Below are 17,379 nucleotides of genomic sequence, written 5' to 3' on the forward strand. Positions count from 1 at the left end.
AAGCACAGCTGCGGGAACCCCCGAAGATCAGACATGCGACACGAACACCGAGGAGAACAACTCATGGAGCAGCGGACGGACGCACGCCAGGTGGTGCGTGCGGAGATCGTGCTGGACCTCATCTGCGCCCCCTCCTACATCGGCTTCACCCGGCTCTCGCGGGCCGTCGCGCGGCTGCGCGAGGAGGGAGTGGACGTCCAGTTGGGGGTGCTGCCCTTCCAGTTGGCGCCCGGCGCGCCGACGACCGGCTCGCCGCTGCTGCCGGTGCTCAAGCACGCCTTCGGCGACCACGCAGTGGTCCAGGCGCTGGACATGGCCGAGCGGGCCGTCGCCGATGGGCTGCGCTTCGACTACGAGAACGCGGTGGCCACCGGGACCTTCGACGCCCACCGGCTGGTGCTGCTGGCGGCCCGCCAGGGGCTGGCCGAGCCGATGACGGAGCGGCTGTTCCGCGCCCACTTCACCGACGGTCTGCACATCGGCGACCCCGAGGTGCTCGCCGGGCTCGCCGCCGAGGTCGGCGTACGCGTCGACCCGGCCGAGGAGGCGTCGAGCGCCGAGGAGTTGAAGGAGCGCCTGGCGTACGTCCGGGACCACGGCGTCACCGGCGTCCCGGTCTTCGTCGTCGACGGAGTCCCCCCGCTGACCGGAGCGCAGGCGGAGGACACCCTCTACCGCACGCTGCGGTCCGCGGCCACCACGGCCTGACAGGCCTTGCCGGCAGTCACCCCGAAGAGGAAAGGAACTGATCCATGACCATGGTGGACGGCGCTCTCGACGCCGACCTGCACACCGCCTTCGACGCCGTCCTCGACGCCGAACTCGACGCCGACCTGCGCCGGCGGGTGCGGTCGCTCGCGGATCGCGCGGAGATCTCCGAACTCGTCGACCGCTATGTGATCGCCCTCGACACCCAGGACGAGAACGGCTTCGACGACAGCTGGCCGCGCCGGATCTTCACCGAGGACGTCGTCCTGGAGTTCCCGATCGGCGGCTACCGAGGGCTGGACGGCCTGGCGGCCTTCCACCTGGCGGCGAAGGCCAAGTTCGCCCGGACCTTCCACCTCAGCTCGAACCACCTGATCGCCCTCGACGGCGACCGGGCGACGGTGCGGCTCCAGCTCATCGGCTCGCACGTGCATCCGGCCGACCGGCTGGCGCAGGCCGGTCCCGGTGTCTCCGACACGTTCGGCATGGGCGGCTACTACCAGGGCGAGGCGGTGCGGACCGCCGAGGGCTGGCGACTGCGCTGGTGGAAGTTCACCGTCGTCTGGCAGAGCGGCGGTTCGAACGGCCCGCTGCCGGATGTCGCCGAGGCCGCCGAGGTCGCGGAGGTCGCCGAGGCCGCGGAGGTCGCCGAGGCCGCGGAGACCCCTTAGGTCGCCGAGGCCCCCGGCCCGGTGCGGACCGGGGGCCTCGGGTGGGTCAGCGGTTGGCGAAGACGGCGAGCAGTTCGGCCGGGAACGCCCCGGCCATGACGGCGGACAGGACGTAGCCCTCGCACAGCTGCGTCAGCCGGGCCACGCCGTCCGCGCCGAGGTGCTCGTAGGGGGCGCGGTCCAGCCGGTCGGTCTCCTCCTCCAGGTCCTCGCGCAGCCGGACGCCGGCCTCGGTGAGCTCGCCCGCGGCGTCCATGAGGCCCCGGGCCCGCAGGCGGTCCTCGGCGGCGGCCCAGTCCTCCTCGGTCCAGCCGCGCTTGGACATGACGAGGTGCTTGGGCATGCCCTCGCGGCTGGCCGAATGCGACACCAGCGCGTCCAGCCCGCCGAGTCCGGCGTGCTGGAGGGCGGCGATGTGCCCGTCGCCGCGGTACTCGCGCAGCAGGGTGGCCGCGTACCAGAGTGCCAGGTGCGGTTCCTCGGGCCGGGCGAGGTCGGCGTGCGCCGCGAACAGCGGGCGGCCGGGCCGCTCGCACGCCTCGACCGCGCGCAGCGCGAGCCGCGCCGCCTCGGCCAGCTCCGGAGAGGCGCAGGTCTCCTCGCCCAGGTAGCGCCGCAGCGCCGCGTCGGCGGCCCGGAACCGGGCGGCGACCACGAGCTGAGGGTCCGCCAGCCGCCAGACCAGCGGGACGTGCGTGGCGATCATCTCGTGCTTGAAGCCGTAGAACGTGGCCGACACCGTGCCCGGGCCGACCGGGCCGAGCGCGGCGGCCCGGCCGGCGAGATAGCAGGCCATCGGATCGGCGATCCCGCGGTCCGCCAGTTCCTCGTCCAGATCCGGTGCGAAATAGACGATCGAATGCAGGGAATTGAGGGCGCTCAGGCACTGCCGTCCGGCCCCTGGGGAAAGTGTCGTCATGGGCCCAGGCTATCGGCAATTCCGGAGGCCCTCCCATAGATTCCCGTCAGGTCTGCGAAGTGCTTTCTTAGTAATTCCGAAGTCGTATTCAGATTTCGTTCGGAAGAAAGATCGGAAGAAAGAGGAGTGGAGTACGGATGAGTGCCCCCGCACTGCTGCCCGGAGCGCCGCCGACGGCGACCGGCGAGCAGACCCTGCAGGCCGTGCACCCGGTCGACCCGGCCGCCCCGGTGTTCGCCGGCCACTACCCGGAGTTCCCGCTGCTGCCCGGCGTCTTCCTGCTGGACGCGGTGCACCACGCGGTGCTGCGCTCGGCCGCCGAGCGGTCCTCCTGGCGGCTGGCCTTCGTCGACTCGGTGCGATTCCTCAACCCCGTGCTGCCCGGGGACACGCTGACCGTGGAGGCCGCGGTGTCGGCGGTGGGCGACGGCTGGAGCGTCAAGGCCACCTGCCGCACGGACCGCGGCAAGGCCGCCTCCCTGCGCCTGCGCTACCTCGACCCGACCGCCCGTGACCACCAGGGGGACGCATGACCACCGCACCCGTGATCCCGGCGCCCCTGTCCGTGGAGATGATCAGGGTCCTGATCCCGCACCGCTACCCCATGCTGCTGGTGGACCGGGTCCTGACGGTCTCCCCGGGCGCGGCCATCACCACCCTCAAGGCCGTGACCTGCAACGAGCCCTGGTACCGCGACCTGCCGGACGACGCCCCGGACGCGGACCACGGCTACCCGGTGGCGTTGGTCGTCGAGTCGTGGTGCCAGAGCGCCGCACTGCTCGCCGCCTGGGGTCGGACCGGGGGCGAACTGACCGACCAGGTCGCGCTCTTCGGCGGCATGTCGGACGTCGCGGTGCGGGGTACCGCCATGCCCGGCGACGTGCTGCGGCACGAGGTGCGGATCAGCCGGGCGCTGGAGGGCGCCTGGTTCTTCGAGGGTCGCACCACGGTGGACGGCGTCCCCGTGCTCGAGGTCGGCCAGGTGATGACCGCGCTCCGACCCGCCTCGGTGCTGCGCCCGGCCCCGCCGGCCTGACCGACGCGGTACTGTGTACGAAGTTAGCTCCTGAGAGCGGGGAGAGCGGTGGCCGACGACGATCACGTGAGCATCTGGATGCGCCCGGAGGTCCTGAAACGACAGGGCCCCGGACCCAGGCGAAGCCTCAGCCGTGCCCAGATCGCCGCCGCAGCCGTCCGGATCGCGGACGAGGAGGGCATCGAAGGTGCGTCGATGCGCCGCATCGCGGCCGAACTCGGCGTCGGCGTGATGACGCTCTACCACTACATCCCCAACCGCGACGACCTGGTCGAGCTGATGGTCGACCAGGTCGCCGCGGAGAGCCCGCTGCCCGAGCGGCCGAGCGACGACTGGCGAGTCGATCTGCTGACCGCCGCCGAGACCCGGCGCGCGCTGTGGCTGCGGCACCCGTGGCTGGCCACGCGCACCCCGGGCCACCCCGTGTGGGGGCCGAACACCCTGCGGCAGCAGGAGTTCGTCCTCGGGACGCTGGCCCGCTTCGACCTGACGGTGGACGAACTGCTCAGCCTGATCGGGCTGTTCAGCAGCTACGTCGAGGGCTTCGTGCGCAACGAGGTCGGCTGGGCCGAGGAGGCGCGGCGCACCAGGGTCGACATGCAGGAGTGGATCCGGCGCGCCGAGCCGCTGGCCCGAAGCCTCACCGAGTCCGGCCGGTACCCGATGTTCACCCGGATCCTGAGCGAGACCAGAACCGCGCTGCTCACCGCCGACGAGCGTTTCCGGTTCGGCCTGGAAAGAGTACTGGACAGTATCGCCGCGGCACTCGCCGAATGAAAACGAACGAAGACTTAGCGCACTTAGCGAAATCTTAGAAGAGCGCGCATTGTTCGCGACCGACCGCCTGCCTACCGTCGAGACATGGATATCCCTGAGCTGAAACGCACGGTGTCGGACTCCTGCGCGCGACGCCTGGTGGCCGACCTGGAGCGCCTGCCCGGGCTGTACCGCTCCTGCGAGCTGCTGCTCGCCGGCGAGCGCTCCGGCGGGTCCGCCGCGCAGGGCCGCACCACCGGCGGACCGCTGCCCGGCATGCCCTTCAACACCCGCGCCGCCGAGGTGCGGGCGGCGATGCTCTCGGTGCTGGGCTCGTGGAGCGGCATGGTCGCCCAGCAGCGCCGCGTCGCCCCGCCCGCCAGGACGGTCGTCGAACTCGTCCGATTCCTGAGCCTGCACGCCCACTGGCTGGCCGCCCACGAGACCGCGGCGGACGCCGCCGAGGAGATCGGACGGCTCGTCAGGAGGGCTCGTCGGATCGTCGAGCCGGACTCCGTCCGCCGGGTCCAGGTGGGAGGCTGCACCGAACCCGACTGCACCGGGACGCTCGTCGCGCACATCCGTTCCGGCAGCGCGCCCGCGCTCGCCGACATCGTCTGCACCGCCTCCGAGGCCCACCGCTGGCCCGCCGCCGACTGGACCCGGTTGAGCCGCCGCCTCGGGGAGGCCGAGCACGCCTCCGCCGCGGCCGGCGCACCCGGTACGTCCGGGCCCACGACGGCGGCGCGTCCGGCGACGTCGCGTCGCGCCGCGGAGTGGATCAGCCCGACCGAGGTCGCCCACCTGCGGGGCGTCCCGTCCGGCACCGTGTACCGGCTCGCCAGCGAGCACCGCTGGCGCCGGGACCGACGGGCCGGGCGCACCTACTACTGGGCCGAGGACGTGGAGCAGACCTTCCACTCGACGCGCCACCAGGCGCGGTCGGCGGCCGGAAGGGTCGCCACCGGATGAGCACCTCCGCAGCCGTGCCGGAACCCCTGCAGCTGACCATCGGCGACCTCGTCGCCCGGAGCGGGGTTCCGGCCTCCACGCTGCGCTTCTACGAGCGCCGGGGGCTCATCGCGAGCGAGCGCACCTACGGCAACCAGCGTCGCTACACGCGCGACGTGCTGCGCCGGGTCGCCTTCATCCGGATGTCACAGCAGCTGGGGATACCGCTGTCGGCGATCCAGGAGGCGCTCGGGATGCTGCCGGAGGAGCGCACGCCCACCGCCGAGGACTGGGCGCGGATCTCGCGCTGCTGGCACGACGACCTGAGCGCCCGGATCAGGCGCATGCAGGACATGCGCGACCGGCTGGCCGCCTGCATGGGCTGCGGGTGCATGTCGCTCAGCGTCTGCGCCCTGGCCAACCCCGTCGACCAGTCGGCCGAGGAGAGCACGGGGAGCCGCCGGTTCGCCGGTTGAACCGGCGGCCTCCCGTCCGGCCCTCAGGACGTGTACGGGCTCTTCGTGCGGGCCTCCTTCAGGGCGTCGGCCCACCACTTCAGCTTGTCGATCATCACCTTGGCCGCGCCGTTGGTCCCGGCCGGGTCCGTCGGGTCACCGTTCTGGTCGAACTGGCCCCAGACGTTGTGCAGGCTGACGGCGTCGCGGATCGTCGTCGCGTGCACCTCGGCGAAGACCGGGCGCAGGTGCTCCACGGAGCGCAGGCCGCCCGACAGGCCGCCGTAGGAGACGAAGGCGACCGGCTTGGCGTGCCACTCGACGTTGTGCCAGTCGATCAGGTTCTTCAGCGAGGCCGGGTAGCTGTGGTTGTACTCCGGCGTGATCACGACGAACGCGTCGGCAGCCGCCAGGCGCTCCTTCACCGACTTCGCCACCTCCGCGGTCTCACCCGTGGGCTGCGCGCCGAAGGCCGGCAGGGCCATGGGCAGCGGCACCTCGATCAGGTCCAGCGCGTCCACCTCGAGGTCGGAGTGCTCACGCAGCTGCTCCAGAAACCACTTGGCGACGACCGGACCGAAACGTCCGTCGCGGACGCTTCCGATGATGACCGCGATTCGCAGGCGCTTCTCGGACATGAAACCTCCCCATGGGCGACACGACGCCGACCGGACGACCGACTCGCAGTCGAGGCTACGAGTTGAACCTTGGTTGAGGTCAAGCGCGTTAAGAATCTGACGGCCCGTCGCTCGTCGCTCACCGCCTGTCGCCTGGCGCCCGCCGCCCGCCGCCCGCCCGCGGAAGGCGGGCAGGCGGCGGGCGGGCACCGCCGGGGGAGTCAGGAGAACCAGCGGCGGGGGTGGCGGGTGAGGGTGAAGCCGATGACGGCCGTCAGGCTCGCTGCGACCGCCCCTCCGCCGGTCCACCACCAGCGGGCGTTGCCCCCGGAGAAGAGACCGGAGGACGAGCCGGCCGCGGCCGGCGCCGCCGAGGCGGAGGCGGACGCTCCCTGCGCCGGGGAGCCGTCCGTGGCCGAGGGCGTGGCGCTCGCGCTGGGGCCCGCGGTGGGCAGGGAGAGCGGCGCGGACAGCGAACCGTCGGTGGACGCGTCGGAGCCCGACGGTGCGGTGAGGCTCAGTTGGGCGCTGACCGGCAGTCCCAGGTCCTGCTCGGCGAGGTCGCCGACCGTCAGCCGGACGTAGTACGTGCCCGGCAGCGGGTCGTCGGACCAGGTCTCGGCCCAGCTGCGGATCGTCGGCAGCGTGCAACTGAGCTGCACCGACGCGGAGTCGGTCGCAGCCTGTGCCTGCGGCGAGCCGCTGACGCAGGGTTGTGCGCGGCGCAGGCCGTCGTAGACGTCGAGCCGCCAGCCCTCCGCGCCCTGGCGCGGGGTGCTGCCGGACGGCAGTCGGACCGTCGCGGTGATGCTCGGGCTCTGACCGGTCTGCGCCTGGAAGGACCAGTAGAAGTAGTCGCCCACCGCGCCCTGCGCCTGGCCGCTCTGGCCGGACGCCAGCGCCCCTGCGGTGCGGAAAGAGGTCCCGGCCGAGGCCGGGCCCGCGCTCGTCGAGGACGAGGCGGAGGCGGACGGCGCCGCGGTGTCCGCGTGGGCGACGCCCCCGAGGAACGGGAGGGCGAGCAGGCCCAACGTGCCCGCCGTGCCCAGAAGTCGGGGCAGCAGTCGGGGCTGGGGTCGGGTCAGGGTCACGGTGCCCTCCACACGGCCACGCGCCACCGCGCGAGCCAGCCGAAGATCAGACCGGCCACGAGGCCGATCAGTGCGAGCAGACCGACCAGCGCCCAACCGGATCCGAGCCACGACGCCCCGCCTCCCGACGCGGACGCGCCCGGGACGACGTCGATGCTGAGCTCGACGGGGAAGCCCGGCTGGTTGGCCGCCCCGGCGGTCGGCACGCTGAGGGCGTTGGCGACGGAGAGGCAGACCATGCCGTCGGAGGAGGTCGTGGTCGACGTCGTGGCCGTGGACGCCGTGGACGCCGTGGACGCCGTGGACGCCGGGGAGTCGGTCGGCGTGGTCGCCGTCGCGTCGCCGGCCGTCGCGGACGACGGGTCGGCGCTCGCGTCCGCGACCGGGGCCTGGGCGCGGAGCCCGGTGGAGACGACGTCGTTGCGCCCGCTGTCCGCCCCGGCGGATCGGGCCAGTTCCCGGCCGTCGGCCGTGGTGGCGCGCATCGTGATGTCGTAGTGCGGCTCGACCTGGCGGTCGATGGCTATGGACGCCGACGCGCGCAGCTCCTGGCCGGCGGGCACGGCGACCCGGTACCAGCTGTCCTGCTGCGGGTTCTGCCGGTCGGTCCAGACGCCGGGCGTCAGCACCGGCGCCGTCGCGCACGCGTCGGTCCCGGTCGTGGGCGCAGGCGGGGTGGCGGTCTGTGTGGCGCCCGACTGGACCAGCTGGGTGAGCCGCGTGCTGAGCTCGCCCTCGGTCCGGACCTCGGTGTAGGTGCCGCCGGTGGCCTGGGCGATGCAGCTCAGCTGGCGGCGGACCTTGTCGTCCTCGGTCAGGCCGAGGGTGTCCACGGTCAGGTGCGTGCCGTCGGCCGCGAGGGCGCGTGCCACGTCGCAGGGGTCGGGCGGAGCGCAGTCGTCCTCGCCGTCGGTGACGAGCACGATGTGGCGGCTGGAGCTGTCGACGCCGAGGTCCTTGGCGGCGTCCCGCAGGGCCAGGCCGATCGGCGTCCAGCCGAGCGGGCGCAGCGTCGCGACGTCCGTCTTCATCTCGACCCGGTCCAGCGGGCCGATGGGCACCGCCAGTTGGGTGTCCTTGCAGCCGACGGCCTTGTCGTTCCCGGGGTAGGTCGCACCGATGGTGCGCAGGCCCACCTGGGCCTGGTCGGGCAGCGCGTCGACGACCTCGTCGAGCGCGTGCTGCGCGGCGGAGATGCGGCTCATGCCGCCGATGTCGGCGGTGCGCATCGAGCCGCTGACGTCGAGGATGAGCTCGACCTTGGGCGGGGGTTGGGCGGTGGTGTCTGTGCTGTCCGCGCGGGCGGTCGTGGGGAGACCGCCCAGCAGGGCCAGTGCGGCGAGCCAGGCTGCTGTCCCGGCTGCCGCCCTTCGGAGGATGATCACCGACTGATCGTACTGATCTTCGACAGGGCCTCGGTCGTCACCGGAGGCGGGGTCAACTGTTCTGCGTCCGCCCGTATTCGAGATCCGGGCTGTCGGCGTCGTACCTCGTCCGTATAGTCCGGGTCAGTTGATCGCCTCTGGCATCCGGGAGCCTTGAATCATGGTGGACACGACCCCGCGCCGTCGCACCGAGCTGCTGGAGCTGCACCCCGGGTTGGCGGCGTACGCCCGCACGGCGCTGCGCCTCCATCCGCGCGCCGGCAGCCCCACGGTCGGGGAGAGCTCCGTCGGCGGCCCTCTCGCCTGGCCCGCGAACGAGCCCTGGCCCACGTGCGCCGACGACCACGAAAGCGATGACGACCTCGAGAGCGATGACGACCTCGAAGGCGATGAGGTGGGACCGGGCCTGGCCCCGCCGTCGCGTCCGACGCGTACCGTTCCGGCGGAACCGGTGGTCATGGCCTCCGTGCTGCAGCTGTACCGACGCGACCTCCCGGCCGGGCCGACGCCCCTGCCGGAGTGGATGTTCCCGGACGGCGCGGACCTCTTGCAGGTGCTGTGGTGCCCGAATCCGCACCCCGACACCTACGAGCCGCGGGTGCGACTGTACTGGCGCACCGCGTCGGAGCCGGGCGACCTGTTGGACGGCAACCCCTCGCTGAACCTCTTCACCCGCGACGCGGACGTCGACTTCACGCCGCGACCGTGCGTTCTCCATCCTGAAGTGGTCCAGGAGTATCCGCCGGTCTCCGTCGACGATCCGGACTCCGGGGAGTTCGAGGACACCCTGATCGGAATCCTCCCGGAACGGTTGGAGCGGAGCTGCGCCGGTTGGACCGTGAGCGGCGAGCCGCGTGGCCTCGACGACCAGCACGACTACACCGACCATGCGGGCGCGCCCGGCTGGAAGCTGGGCGGATGGGTTCCGGCCGTGGGGTTCCTGCCCCCGCCTGCCGAGCACTGCTTCTGCGGCGCGCCCACCTTCCTGCTGCTCGGCGCGACCTCCGAGGCGCTCGGCGGCCCGTGGCTGCCCAGCGGTGATCCCGGCTTCGGGTGGGGCGATCCGGAGGAGTGGGACGACAACCGACCCACCGGCGTCTGGGGCGGGCGAGGAGGGCAGCTGTGGCTGCTGGGCTGCACCGACGACCCGGCCCACCCGATCCTCACCTACACCGAGTGATCTCCCATCAGACTCGGGCAATTGGTTGGAACGGCGCAAAACCGACATAGCCCAAGCTTGTGTCCGAGCTCACAGGTTCGCGGCGGAACCGCGCGAAAACGCCCTGTCACCAGGCAGCTTGCGCGTTCCCTCGCGATGTGCGGCGCGTCGTGGTCGCGAGGGACGGGGGCACGGAGGTTGCGCCCGTCCGGGCTCGTCGCGCAGGCTCCACCTGCATCGGGTCGTTCAGTCCGCTCCTGTCCGCGGTCGGCCCGGCACGTCGAGGGGGGACACGAAAGGTTCTCCCACGCCATGCCCAATCAAGCGAAACACCGCCTCCGTCCTGCCAAGCGGATGAGGATGCTGGCCGCCACCGGGCTGGCCATGGCCACGGTGACCGCGGTCGCTGTCGGCGGCGCCAGTGCGGCACAGACGCACACGACCAACCGGGTCGTCGTCGACGGCCTGTCGCTCAGCCCGGCCTCCCCGGCCGCGGGCGCCTCGGTGACCGCCACGGCCAAGGTGCATGCCACGCGCACCCTCCAGGTGCAGGCGCTCACTGTCGCGGTCCGGTCCGCGAGCGGAGCGCACTCCGACTTCCGGGCGTCCGGCCCCACCACGCTGGGCCCCTCCGAGACCGTGTTCACCCCGGCGAGCCGCACCTTCGCGGCCGGTGCGTACACCTACTACGTCGAGTACGAGACCGCCGACACGTGGCACCGGCTCACCCCGACGGGATCGTTCACGTCGAACGGCAGCACCGTCACGCCGACCTCCGCGGCGACTCCCGCCGCGAGCGCCACGCCGTCGTCGTCTCCGTCGTCCACGCCGTCGAACTCTCCGTCGTCCACGCCGTCGTCCTCGCCCTCGGTGTCGCCGAGCACGAGCATCACGAGCGCACCGACGACCTCCACGCCCACGGCCCCGGCGAGCGCCTCAGCGACCGCTTCGGCTTCGGCCTCGGCCTCGGCTTCGGCCTCGGCTTCGGCCTCCGCTTCGGCGACGCCCAGCGCGACCGCGACGACGTCCGCGGCGGGCCCGTCCCCGGTCGGGATCCCGGGTTCGTGGCACGAGGTGTTCGCCGACGAGTTCAACGGGACCAGCCTCGACACGTCGAAGTGGAACCCGAACTGGCTCGGCTGCGCGACCTGCACCACCCCGCCGGTCAACAGCAGCGAGCAGGACGCGTACGCGCCCTCGCAAGTCAGCGTCAGCGGCGGTTCGCTCCACCTGACCATGGCCCAGCAGTCCACCACCGTGAACGGCAAGACCTACCCGTACCGCTCCGGTCTGGTCGAGTCCAGCGGCAAGGCCCAGTTCACCTACGGCGCGTTCGAGGCCCGCATCTACCTGCCCGCCGGCAGCGGCGGCATCGCGAACTGGCCCGCGTTCTGGACGGACGGCCAGAGCTGGCCGACCGACGGTGAGATGGACGTGATGGAGGGCCTCGAAGGGGGCGCCTGCTACCACTTCCACTCCCCGTCCGGCGGCCCCGGCGGCTGCGCGTCCGGCGACTACAGCGGGTGGCACACCTACGGCGCCGACTGGGAGCCCGGTTCCGTCACCTACTACTACGACGGCAAGGAGGTCGGCAAGATCACGACCGGCATCACCTCCGCGCCGCAGTACCTGATCCTGAACAACGGCCTGAACTCGTCCGACGCCCAGCCCGTGGCACCGTCCGACATGCAGGTCGACTACGTGCGCGTCTGGCAGCACTGACCCGGACGGCGAAGCCGGGGAAGGCAGGTGCGCGGTGTCCGGAGAGGCGAAGGCAGCCCCTCCGGACACCGCGCACGTGTGGTGCGGGCGTCAGGCGGCCGTGCGGAGTTCGAGCGTGCAGCACTTGACGCTGCCGCCCCCCTTGAACAGCTCCGAGAGGTTGATCGGACGCGGCGTGAAGCCGTGCTCGCGCAGGCGCTCGGCCAGCGCGTGCGCCGTCTCGGCGAGGAAGACGTTGCGGCCGTCGCTCAGCGCGTTGAGGCCGAACGCCTCCGCGTCGTCCGCGGTGGCCAGGATGGCGTCGGGGAAGAGGCGCTCGAGGGTGGCGCGGCTCTCGTCGGAGAAGGCGCCGGGGTTGTACATGATCTCGTCCCCGTCGAGCACGGCCAGCGCGGTGTCGAGGTGGTAGAAGCGCGGGTCGACCAGCTCCAGGCTGACCACGGGGCGGCCGAAGTACTCCTCCGCCTCGCGGTGGCCCTCGGCGGTGCTGCGGAAGCCGTGGCCGGCCAGGATGTAGGAGCGCGTGGTGAGCAGGTCGCCCTCGCCCTCGTTGAGGTGGCGGGGTTCCAGGGTGTCCGTGAAGCCGTTGTGCCGGAACCAGTTCAGATACGCCGCTCCCTCCGCCGCACGCTCCTCGTTGCGGAAGCGCGCGCCTAGGACCTTGCCGTCCACGACGGTGGCGCCGTTGGCGGCGTAGACCATGTCCGGGAGACCGGGGAGCGGGTCGATCAGCTCGACCGTGTGACCGGCCTCGACCAGGGCGCCGTGGAGCCGCTCCCACTGGGAGACGGCGAGTCCGGTGTCGACCGGCACGACCGGGTCCATCCATGGGTTGATCGCGTAGGTGACCTCGAAGAAGTCGGGGCGGCACATCAGGTAGCGGCGGGGCCTGGGGGTGCGGGAGGCGACGGGCACGGCGGATTCTCCGGATTCGGTACTCGGGCTTGTTGGTTGGAGCCTGTGGGTCGGGAGTAGGGACTCGGGATCGTCGGGACAGTGGGTGTGGGTGCGCCGGCTCAGATCAGGCCGTGACGCAGGCCGTGGGCCACGGCGTGCGCGCGGTTGCGGGCCTGGAGTCGGGACATCAGGTCGTAGATCGTGTTCTTGACGGTGTGTTCGGAGCAGCGCAGCGTCCTTGCGATCACCGCGTTGCCGTGTCCCTCCGCCATCAGGTCGAGCACCGCCGTCTGGCGTGACGTCAGAACTGGTCTACCCGCGCCGTGCTGCCACATGTGCGACGGTTTGATCGCGCCCGCGCCCGCGGCGGCCTCGGTGGGGCCGTTGGCCAGCAGTTGGGTGAGCGCCGAGTACGGCATGCGGACCGCCCCGCAGGGCGACCGGTGGGAGGTCGGGTTCACAGCATCCCCGCTCGGAGTGCGTAGGCGACGGCGTGGGCGCGGTTGCGCAGCCGGAATCTCTGGGTGATGTCGTGCAGCACGGTGGTGACCGTGCGCGGCGAGTAGGCGAGGTGGGTGGCGATCTCGCTGGTCTCGTGGCCCTCGGCGACCATCTGGAGCACGGCGCGCTCGCGGTCCGACAGCCCCGAGACGACGCCCGCGCGGTCGCGGTCGCCCCTGGCGGACAGGGAGGCGACCCCGGAGCGGCCGAGGACCTGCTCGAAGAGATCCGGCGAGAGGGTGCAGTCCCCGTGGGCCGCCGCCAGGACGGCCTCGGTGAGCCGTGCCGGGTCCGCCTCGCGGCGCAGCAGCAGCGCGCGGGCGCCGGCGGCGAGGGCGTGGAGGGCGTCGGCCGCGGCCAGCTCCCCGGCGACCAGCACGACGGCGGGGCGCGCGGCCGTCTCCCTGGCCGCGCGCAGCAGCTCCAGCTCCGCGTGGCCGAAGCGGTCGACGGTCAGCACGACGACGGCGGGGGTCTGGAGGACGGCGGTTCCCGCGGACCCACCCTCAGCGGCGGTCGTGGGGAGGGTCGTCAGCTGCGGACTGAGCCCCAGGGCGCTGAGCGTTCCCGCTTCGAGCACCGGGTCGAGGGCGACGACGCGGACGGGTACGGGTTCTGCCATGGGGTCCTCCAGGCTGATGGACCGACGTGCGGACGGGACGGGTGAGCACCCGGCACACGCTCGGATATCGGTGGCCGGGAGCCGGCGGTGGTGGTGCCGGGCACAGCATCCAGACTGCGGCCGGGACGGAGGACGGACATCCGGGTCGACCCCCCACCTTTACGGCGCGCCCGCCCGGCGGGGTCGGGACCGATGCGGGACTGTTGCGGGACTGGTTCGGGACATGGGGGTCATGCCGTCGTTCCGCCTGCTTCGCCGCAGGTGGGAAGAGAGGGGGGCGCGCGGGGGACATGGGGGCGTCGGGTCCGGCAGCGGGGGCGGTCGGCCGTCGTCGGGAGGCGGCGCCGCTTGCCGCGCGCACCCTCCCTCCTCTGGGAAGGCTCGGCAGAACCGCAGTTCAACGGGGTCGCGTGGGGGAACGACGGCCGCGGGTGGGGTGCGACTCCCCACCCACTCGAGGATCGCTTGAGAATATGGGGGCTGCACCCCCATGTGGGGGCCGCGCGGCTCTGCGACGTTGTTCTCGTGACCGAACGCACCGCACTCCTCGAATCCCGGAACGCCGGCCTGCCGCAGTGGTGGTGGGCGCGGGGCCTGACCCTCTGTGAGCGGCTCGCCGCTCCGGGCGCCCCGACGGTGGACCGGACCGCGCGCCTTCGCCTGGACGCGCTGCGGACCGTCCCGTGGGCCTCCGCCCACACGGACGGGCTCGCCGCCCGGCTGACCGCGCTCGGCCTCGGGGACGAGCTGGCGCGGGCCCTCGGCGAGGAGCAGCCGGAGCGTCTGGCGGCGCGGACCGCCAAGCCGCGCTGGGTGGAGGCGATCGAGCGCGCCCTCGAGGCGGCGCCGGAGCGCCCGGAGGACCACGACACCTCCCGCACTGACGACTCCGACGGCGCTGACGACTCCGACGGAGCCGGCGAGGCTGACGGGGCAGCGGTCTTCGTGCCCGTCCTGCGGCCGCTGATCGGCTGCGCCTGGGCGGAGGTCAAGGAGCAGGCGGCTCTGGCGCCCGAGGAGCGGCGCGTCGTGCGGACCGCGTTCGAGGAGCGCCTCGGCGCCCAGCTCGTCCGCCTCGCGGCGCGGACCCTGGTGACGGAGCTGCACCGGGCGCGGCGGGCCGGCGAGTTGGCGGGATCGACCTCCCGGGAGCGGTTCGCGGCCTTCACGGCCGAACTCGGCACCCGCGCCGGTCTGGCCCGGCTGTTCGCCGCCTACCCGGTCCTGGCCCGGCTGCTGGGGCAGACCTGCCTCGACGCGGCCGACGCCGCCGCCGAACTGACGGCACGTCTTCACCGCGACCGCAAGGATCTCGTCGCCGAGCTGTTCGACGGCGTCGACCCCGGCCCGCTGACCGGTCTGGACCTCGGGCGCGGCGACGCGCACCAGGGCGACCGCAGCGTGACCGTGCTCACCTTCGCCGACGGCCGTCGCACGGTCTGCAAGCCGCGTCCGCTGGAGCAGCACGCGCTGCTGGACGAGTTGGTCGCCTGGCTGGACGGCAAGGTGCCCGGCCTCGGTCTGCGCACCGCCCGCACGCTGCGTCGACCCGGCTACGGTTGGCTGGAGTTCGTCGAGCACCGCTGGTGCGACACCACCGCCGAGGCGGACCGCTTCTACCGCCGCCAGGGCGCGCTGCTGGCCCTGCTCTACGCGGTCGACGGCGCCGACATGCACTACGAGAACGTCATCGCCTGCGGCGACCAGCCCGTGCTGGTGGACGCCGAGACGCTGCTGCACGGCGGCCTGCCCCAGGCCACCACCGTCGGCCACGACCCCGCAGCCCAGGCACTTCAGGCATCCGTCCAGCGGACCTGTCTGCTTCCCACGCTGCTGATCGGCGAGCAGGGCGCACTGGACATCTCGGCTCTGGGCCGGGTCGACTCCGGGGCCTACCCGAGCGCCTGCCTGCGCTGGGAGCACGCGGGCACCGACCTGATGCGCGCCGTGCGCGGCGGAGCCGACAGCCCGGCGGCGCAGAACCAGCCGCTGCCGCAGGGGCTGGCCGCCGCCCCGACCGACCACCGCGCCGCGCTGCTGGCGGGGTTCCGCCTGGGCTACGACGCCGTCGCCGCGCACCGCGACGAACTGCTGGGCGTCGACGGCCCGTTGGCGCGCTGGTCGGACGCTCCGGGACGGCTGATCGTACGGGCGACCCGGCTCTACACGACCCTCCTGGACGAGTCGACCCACCCGGACCTGCTGCGCGACGCGCTGGCCAGGGACGCGGTCTTCGCGGTGCTGTGGACCGAGTCGGCCCAGGACCCGGCCCGGCAGCGGCTGGTGGAGTACGAGATCGCCGACCTGTGGCGCGGCGACGTGCCGCTGTTCACCCACCGTCCCGACCGGACGGCCGTGTGGACCTCCGGCGGCGTCGGCGTGGACGCGGTCCTGCCGGTACCGGCCCTGACGGCCGTGCACGCCAAGATCGCGGCGATGGGCGAGGTCGACCGGTACGACCAGGAGTGGGTCATCGCCGCCTCCCTGGCCGTCTCCGCCGCCACCGCGGGCTCGGGAGGACCGCGGTCGCAGCTGCTGCCCCCCTCGGCCCCGGCCGTCGTGCCGCCCACCCGGGGGCGGTTGCTCGCCGCCGCCTGCGGCGTCGCGGACGAGCTCGTGGCCCGTGCGGTGCGTACCGGGGACCGCGCCAACTGGCTCGGTCTGGAGCAGGTCGTGGGCGCCCACTGGGCGGTGCTGCCGATGGGCGGCGGGCTCGCCCAGGGCTACACCGGCGTGGCCCTCTTCCTCGCGCAGGCCGGACGGCTGGTCGGGGCAGACCGCTATCTCGACCTCGCCCGCGCCGTGCTGCGCCCGCTGCCCTCGCTGCTGCGCGCCCTCGCGCTGGACCCGGAGCTGAGCCTGGCCGCCGGGCCGGGCGCGCTCGACGGGATCGGCGGCATCGTCCACGCGCTGCTTCGGCTGCGTGAACTGCTGGGCGACCGCGAGGCGTTCGAGGACGCGTCAGCGGATGACTGCCTGGACCTGGCGCTGGCCGCGCTGGCCCACGCCGTCGCCGGACCGGCGGCGGCGCCGGCCGAGGGAGCGGACACCGACGGGACGGCCGCCGACGGGTTGGCCACCGGGCTCGCCGGGGCGCTCGCCGCCGCGGTCGCCGCCTGGCAGGCGACCGGCTCCGCACAGGCGGCGGAGCTGGCCCGGGCCGTCGCCGACACGCTCCTCGACCGCCTCGCCGCCCGGTCCGCCGCCGGCACCACCTGCGTGCCGGGCCTCGCCGATGGCGACGCCGGGATCGGCTGGGCGCTCACCCGCTACGCCGCCGCGCACGGCGACGTGCCCGAGGTCGCCCGGCACGCCGCCGTGGGGGCGGAGCTGCTCCGCACCGCGCTGGCCGCGGCCCGGGCGGGCGTCGAAGACGCCTCCTGGGACTCCGGTCTGGCCGGCGTCGTCCTCGCTGTCGCGGACTCCAGCGACGCCCGCGGCGTGGACGTGGAGCCGGCCGAGGAGCTGGCTGCGGCCGTGGACGCCGGCGCCGGCCGGCTGCTCCCCGTGGACCAGAGCCTCGGCCGGGGCGCGCTCGGCGCGCTGGAGGCGCTGGGCCTCCTGGCGCGACGCGGCAGCGCCGCCGCCCGCACGGCGCTCGACCGCCGCAGCGGCGAGCTGCTGGGCGCGGTGGAGCTGCTCGGCCCCCGCTGCGGGACGCCCGACCAGGTGCCCACCCCCGGCCTGCTCAACGGCCTGGCCGGCATCGGCTACGGACTGCTCCGGCTCGCCTGCCCCGACGACGTCCCCTTCCCGCTGCTGCCGTCACCGGCCGCGACCTGGACCGCACCGCACTGCTGACCGCACCACCGCACCGCACTGCTGACCACACCGCACCGCACCGCCGGACCGCTCCGCTGGAGCGCGTCACCCGAAGCCCGACCCGCCA

The 17,379-nt window shown here is 73.3% G+C and carries 18 protein-coding genes; 10 read left to right on the forward strand and 8 right to left on the reverse strand.

Features of this window, described 5'->3' with window-relative positions; translation table 11 throughout:
* The first annotated feature begins 63 nt into the window (after positions 1 to 63).
* Positions 64 to 708 (forward strand): DsbA family oxidoreductase, encoded by a 645-nt coding sequence (locus TR50_RS29955; RefSeq protein WP_042429196.1) that lies wholly within the window; start codon positions 64 to 66, stop codon positions 706 to 708.
* 44 nt (positions 709 to 752) lie between these two features.
* Positions 753 to 1,379 carry a nuclear transport factor 2 family protein gene (locus tag TR50_RS29960; RefSeq protein ID WP_042429199.1) on the forward strand — a complete coding sequence of 209 codons (627 nt, stop codon included), beginning with the start codon at positions 753 to 755 and terminating at the stop codon, positions 1,377 to 1,379.
* Positions 1,380 to 1,425: 46 nt separating this feature from the next.
* On the opposite strand, the gene TR50_RS29965 is transcribed toward TR50_RS29960, so the two are convergent.
* A complete protein-coding gene (locus TR50_RS29965; protein WP_042429202.1) occupies positions 1,426 to 2,298 on the reverse strand; it encodes an SCO6745 family protein in 873 nt (290 codons plus the stop codon).
* A 137-nt stretch (positions 2,299 to 2,435) separates the two neighbouring features.
* On the opposite strand from TR50_RS29965, the gene TR50_RS29970 reads away from it, so the two are divergent.
* The 5 genes from TR50_RS29970 to soxR all read left to right on the forward strand — a co-directional run bounded on the left by TR50_RS29970 (position 2,436) and on the right by soxR (position 5,517).
* Entirely contained in the window at positions 2,436 to 2,831 is a 396-nt protein-coding gene (locus tag TR50_RS29970) for a 3-hydroxyacyl-ACP dehydratase FabZ family protein (RefSeq protein ID WP_052441494.1), read from the forward strand.
* Positions 2,828 to 3,334, forward strand: coding sequence for a 3-hydroxyacyl-ACP dehydratase FabZ family protein (locus TR50_RS29975; protein ID WP_174514872.1), 507 nt, complete (start codon positions 2,828 to 2,830; stop codon positions 3,332 to 3,334). Before TR50_RS29970 ends, TR50_RS29975 begins: the two co-directional genes overlap by 4 nt.
* Before the next feature lie 66 nt (positions 3,335 to 3,400).
* The gene (locus TR50_RS29980) at positions 3,401 to 4,111 is read left to right on the forward strand and encodes a TetR/AcrR family transcriptional regulator (RefSeq protein ID WP_201776897.1); all 711 of its coding nucleotides are present in this window, start codon (positions 3,401 to 3,403) and stop codon (positions 4,109 to 4,111) included.
* A gap of 84 nt (positions 4,112 to 4,195) precedes the next feature.
* Positions 4,196 to 5,062: a hypothetical protein gene (locus tag TR50_RS47980; RefSeq protein WP_174514873.1), complete on the forward strand. Its 867-nt coding sequence runs from the start codon at positions 4,196 to 4,198 to the stop codon at positions 5,060 to 5,062.
* Positions 5,059 to 5,517: a redox-sensitive transcriptional activator SoxR gene (gene soxR, locus TR50_RS29990; RefSeq protein WP_042429208.1), complete on the forward strand. Its 459-nt coding sequence runs from the start codon at positions 5,059 to 5,061 to the stop codon at positions 5,515 to 5,517. The genes TR50_RS47980 and soxR overlap by 4 nt, the downstream gene beginning before the upstream one ends.
* A 23-nt stretch (positions 5,518 to 5,540) precedes the next feature.
* On the opposite strand, the gene TR50_RS29995 is transcribed toward soxR, so the two are convergent.
* From TR50_RS29995 to TR50_RS30005, 3 genes are all read right to left on the reverse strand, one after another.
* A complete protein-coding gene (locus TR50_RS29995) occupies positions 5,541 to 6,134 on the reverse strand; it encodes an NADPH-dependent FMN reductase (RefSeq protein ID WP_042429211.1) in 594 nt (197 codons plus the stop codon).
* A 200-nt stretch (positions 6,135 to 6,334) separates the two neighbouring features.
* Positions 6,335 to 7,204: a hypothetical protein gene (locus TR50_RS30000; protein ID WP_236654641.1), complete on the reverse strand. Its 870-nt coding sequence runs from the start codon at positions 7,202 to 7,204 to the stop codon at positions 6,335 to 6,337.
* Positions 7,201 to 8,589, reverse strand: coding sequence for a VWA domain-containing protein (locus tag TR50_RS30005; RefSeq protein WP_042429214.1), 1,389 nt, complete (start codon positions 8,587 to 8,589; stop codon positions 7,201 to 7,203). Before TR50_RS30005 ends, TR50_RS30000 begins: the two co-directional genes overlap by 4 nt.
* A gap of 160 nt (positions 8,590 to 8,749) precedes the next feature.
* Between TR50_RS30005 and TR50_RS43070 the strand changes: the two genes are divergently transcribed.
* Positions 8,750 to 9,769 carry a hypothetical protein gene (locus TR50_RS43070; protein ID WP_052441498.1) on the forward strand — a complete coding sequence of 340 codons (1,020 nt, stop codon included), beginning with the start codon at positions 8,750 to 8,752 and terminating at the stop codon, positions 9,767 to 9,769.
* Between the two features lie 665 nt (positions 9,770 to 10,434).
* Here the strand turns inward: TR50_RS43070 and TR50_RS47150 are convergent.
* Positions 10,435 to 10,842, reverse strand: a complete 408-nt coding sequence (locus tag TR50_RS47150; RefSeq protein WP_160311209.1) for a hypothetical protein — start codon at positions 10,840 to 10,842, stop codon at positions 10,435 to 10,437.
* Between TR50_RS47150 and TR50_RS47155 the strand changes: the two genes are divergently transcribed.
* Complete coding sequence (locus tag TR50_RS47155) at positions 10,823 to 11,470, forward strand: glycoside hydrolase family 16 protein (RefSeq protein ID WP_160311210.1); 648 nt, start codon at positions 10,823 to 10,825, stop codon at positions 11,468 to 11,470. The genes TR50_RS47150 and TR50_RS47155 overlap by 20 nt on opposite strands.
* 90 nt (positions 11,471 to 11,560) lie before the next feature.
* Here TR50_RS47155 and ddaH read toward each other — a convergent pair whose 3' ends face one another.
* The 3 genes from ddaH to TR50_RS30040 all read right to left on the reverse strand — a co-directional run bounded on the left by ddaH (position 11,561) and on the right by TR50_RS30040 (position 13,490).
* Entirely contained in the window at positions 11,561 to 12,385 is an 825-nt protein-coding gene (gene ddaH, locus TR50_RS30030) for a dimethylargininase (protein WP_369405796.1), read from the reverse strand.
* Between the two features lie 101 nt (positions 12,386 to 12,486).
* Positions 12,487 to 12,786 (reverse strand): response regulator transcription factor, encoded by a 300-nt coding sequence (locus TR50_RS30035; RefSeq protein WP_152648719.1) that lies wholly within the window; start codon positions 12,784 to 12,786, stop codon positions 12,487 to 12,489.
* A gap of 38 nt (positions 12,787 to 12,824) precedes the next feature.
* On the reverse strand, positions 12,825 to 13,490 hold the full coding sequence (locus tag TR50_RS30040; RefSeq protein WP_042429228.1) for a helix-turn-helix transcriptional regulator: 666 nt from the start codon (positions 13,488 to 13,490) through the stop codon (positions 12,825 to 12,827).
* Between the two features lie 525 nt (positions 13,491 to 14,015).
* On the opposite strand from TR50_RS30040, the gene TR50_RS30045 reads away from it, so the two are divergent.
* Positions 14,016 to 17,291 (forward strand): type 2 lanthipeptide synthetase LanM family protein, encoded by a 3,276-nt coding sequence (locus TR50_RS30045; RefSeq protein WP_042429280.1) that lies wholly within the window; start codon positions 14,016 to 14,018, stop codon positions 17,289 to 17,291.
* Positions 17,292 to 17,379 lie beyond the last annotated feature (88 nt).

Origin of the sequence: Streptacidiphilus anmyonensis (assembly GCF_000787855.1) — a bacterium.
Taxonomy (GTDB): domain Bacteria; phylum Actinomycetota; class Actinomycetes; order Streptomycetales; family Streptomycetaceae; genus Streptacidiphilus; species Streptacidiphilus anmyonensis.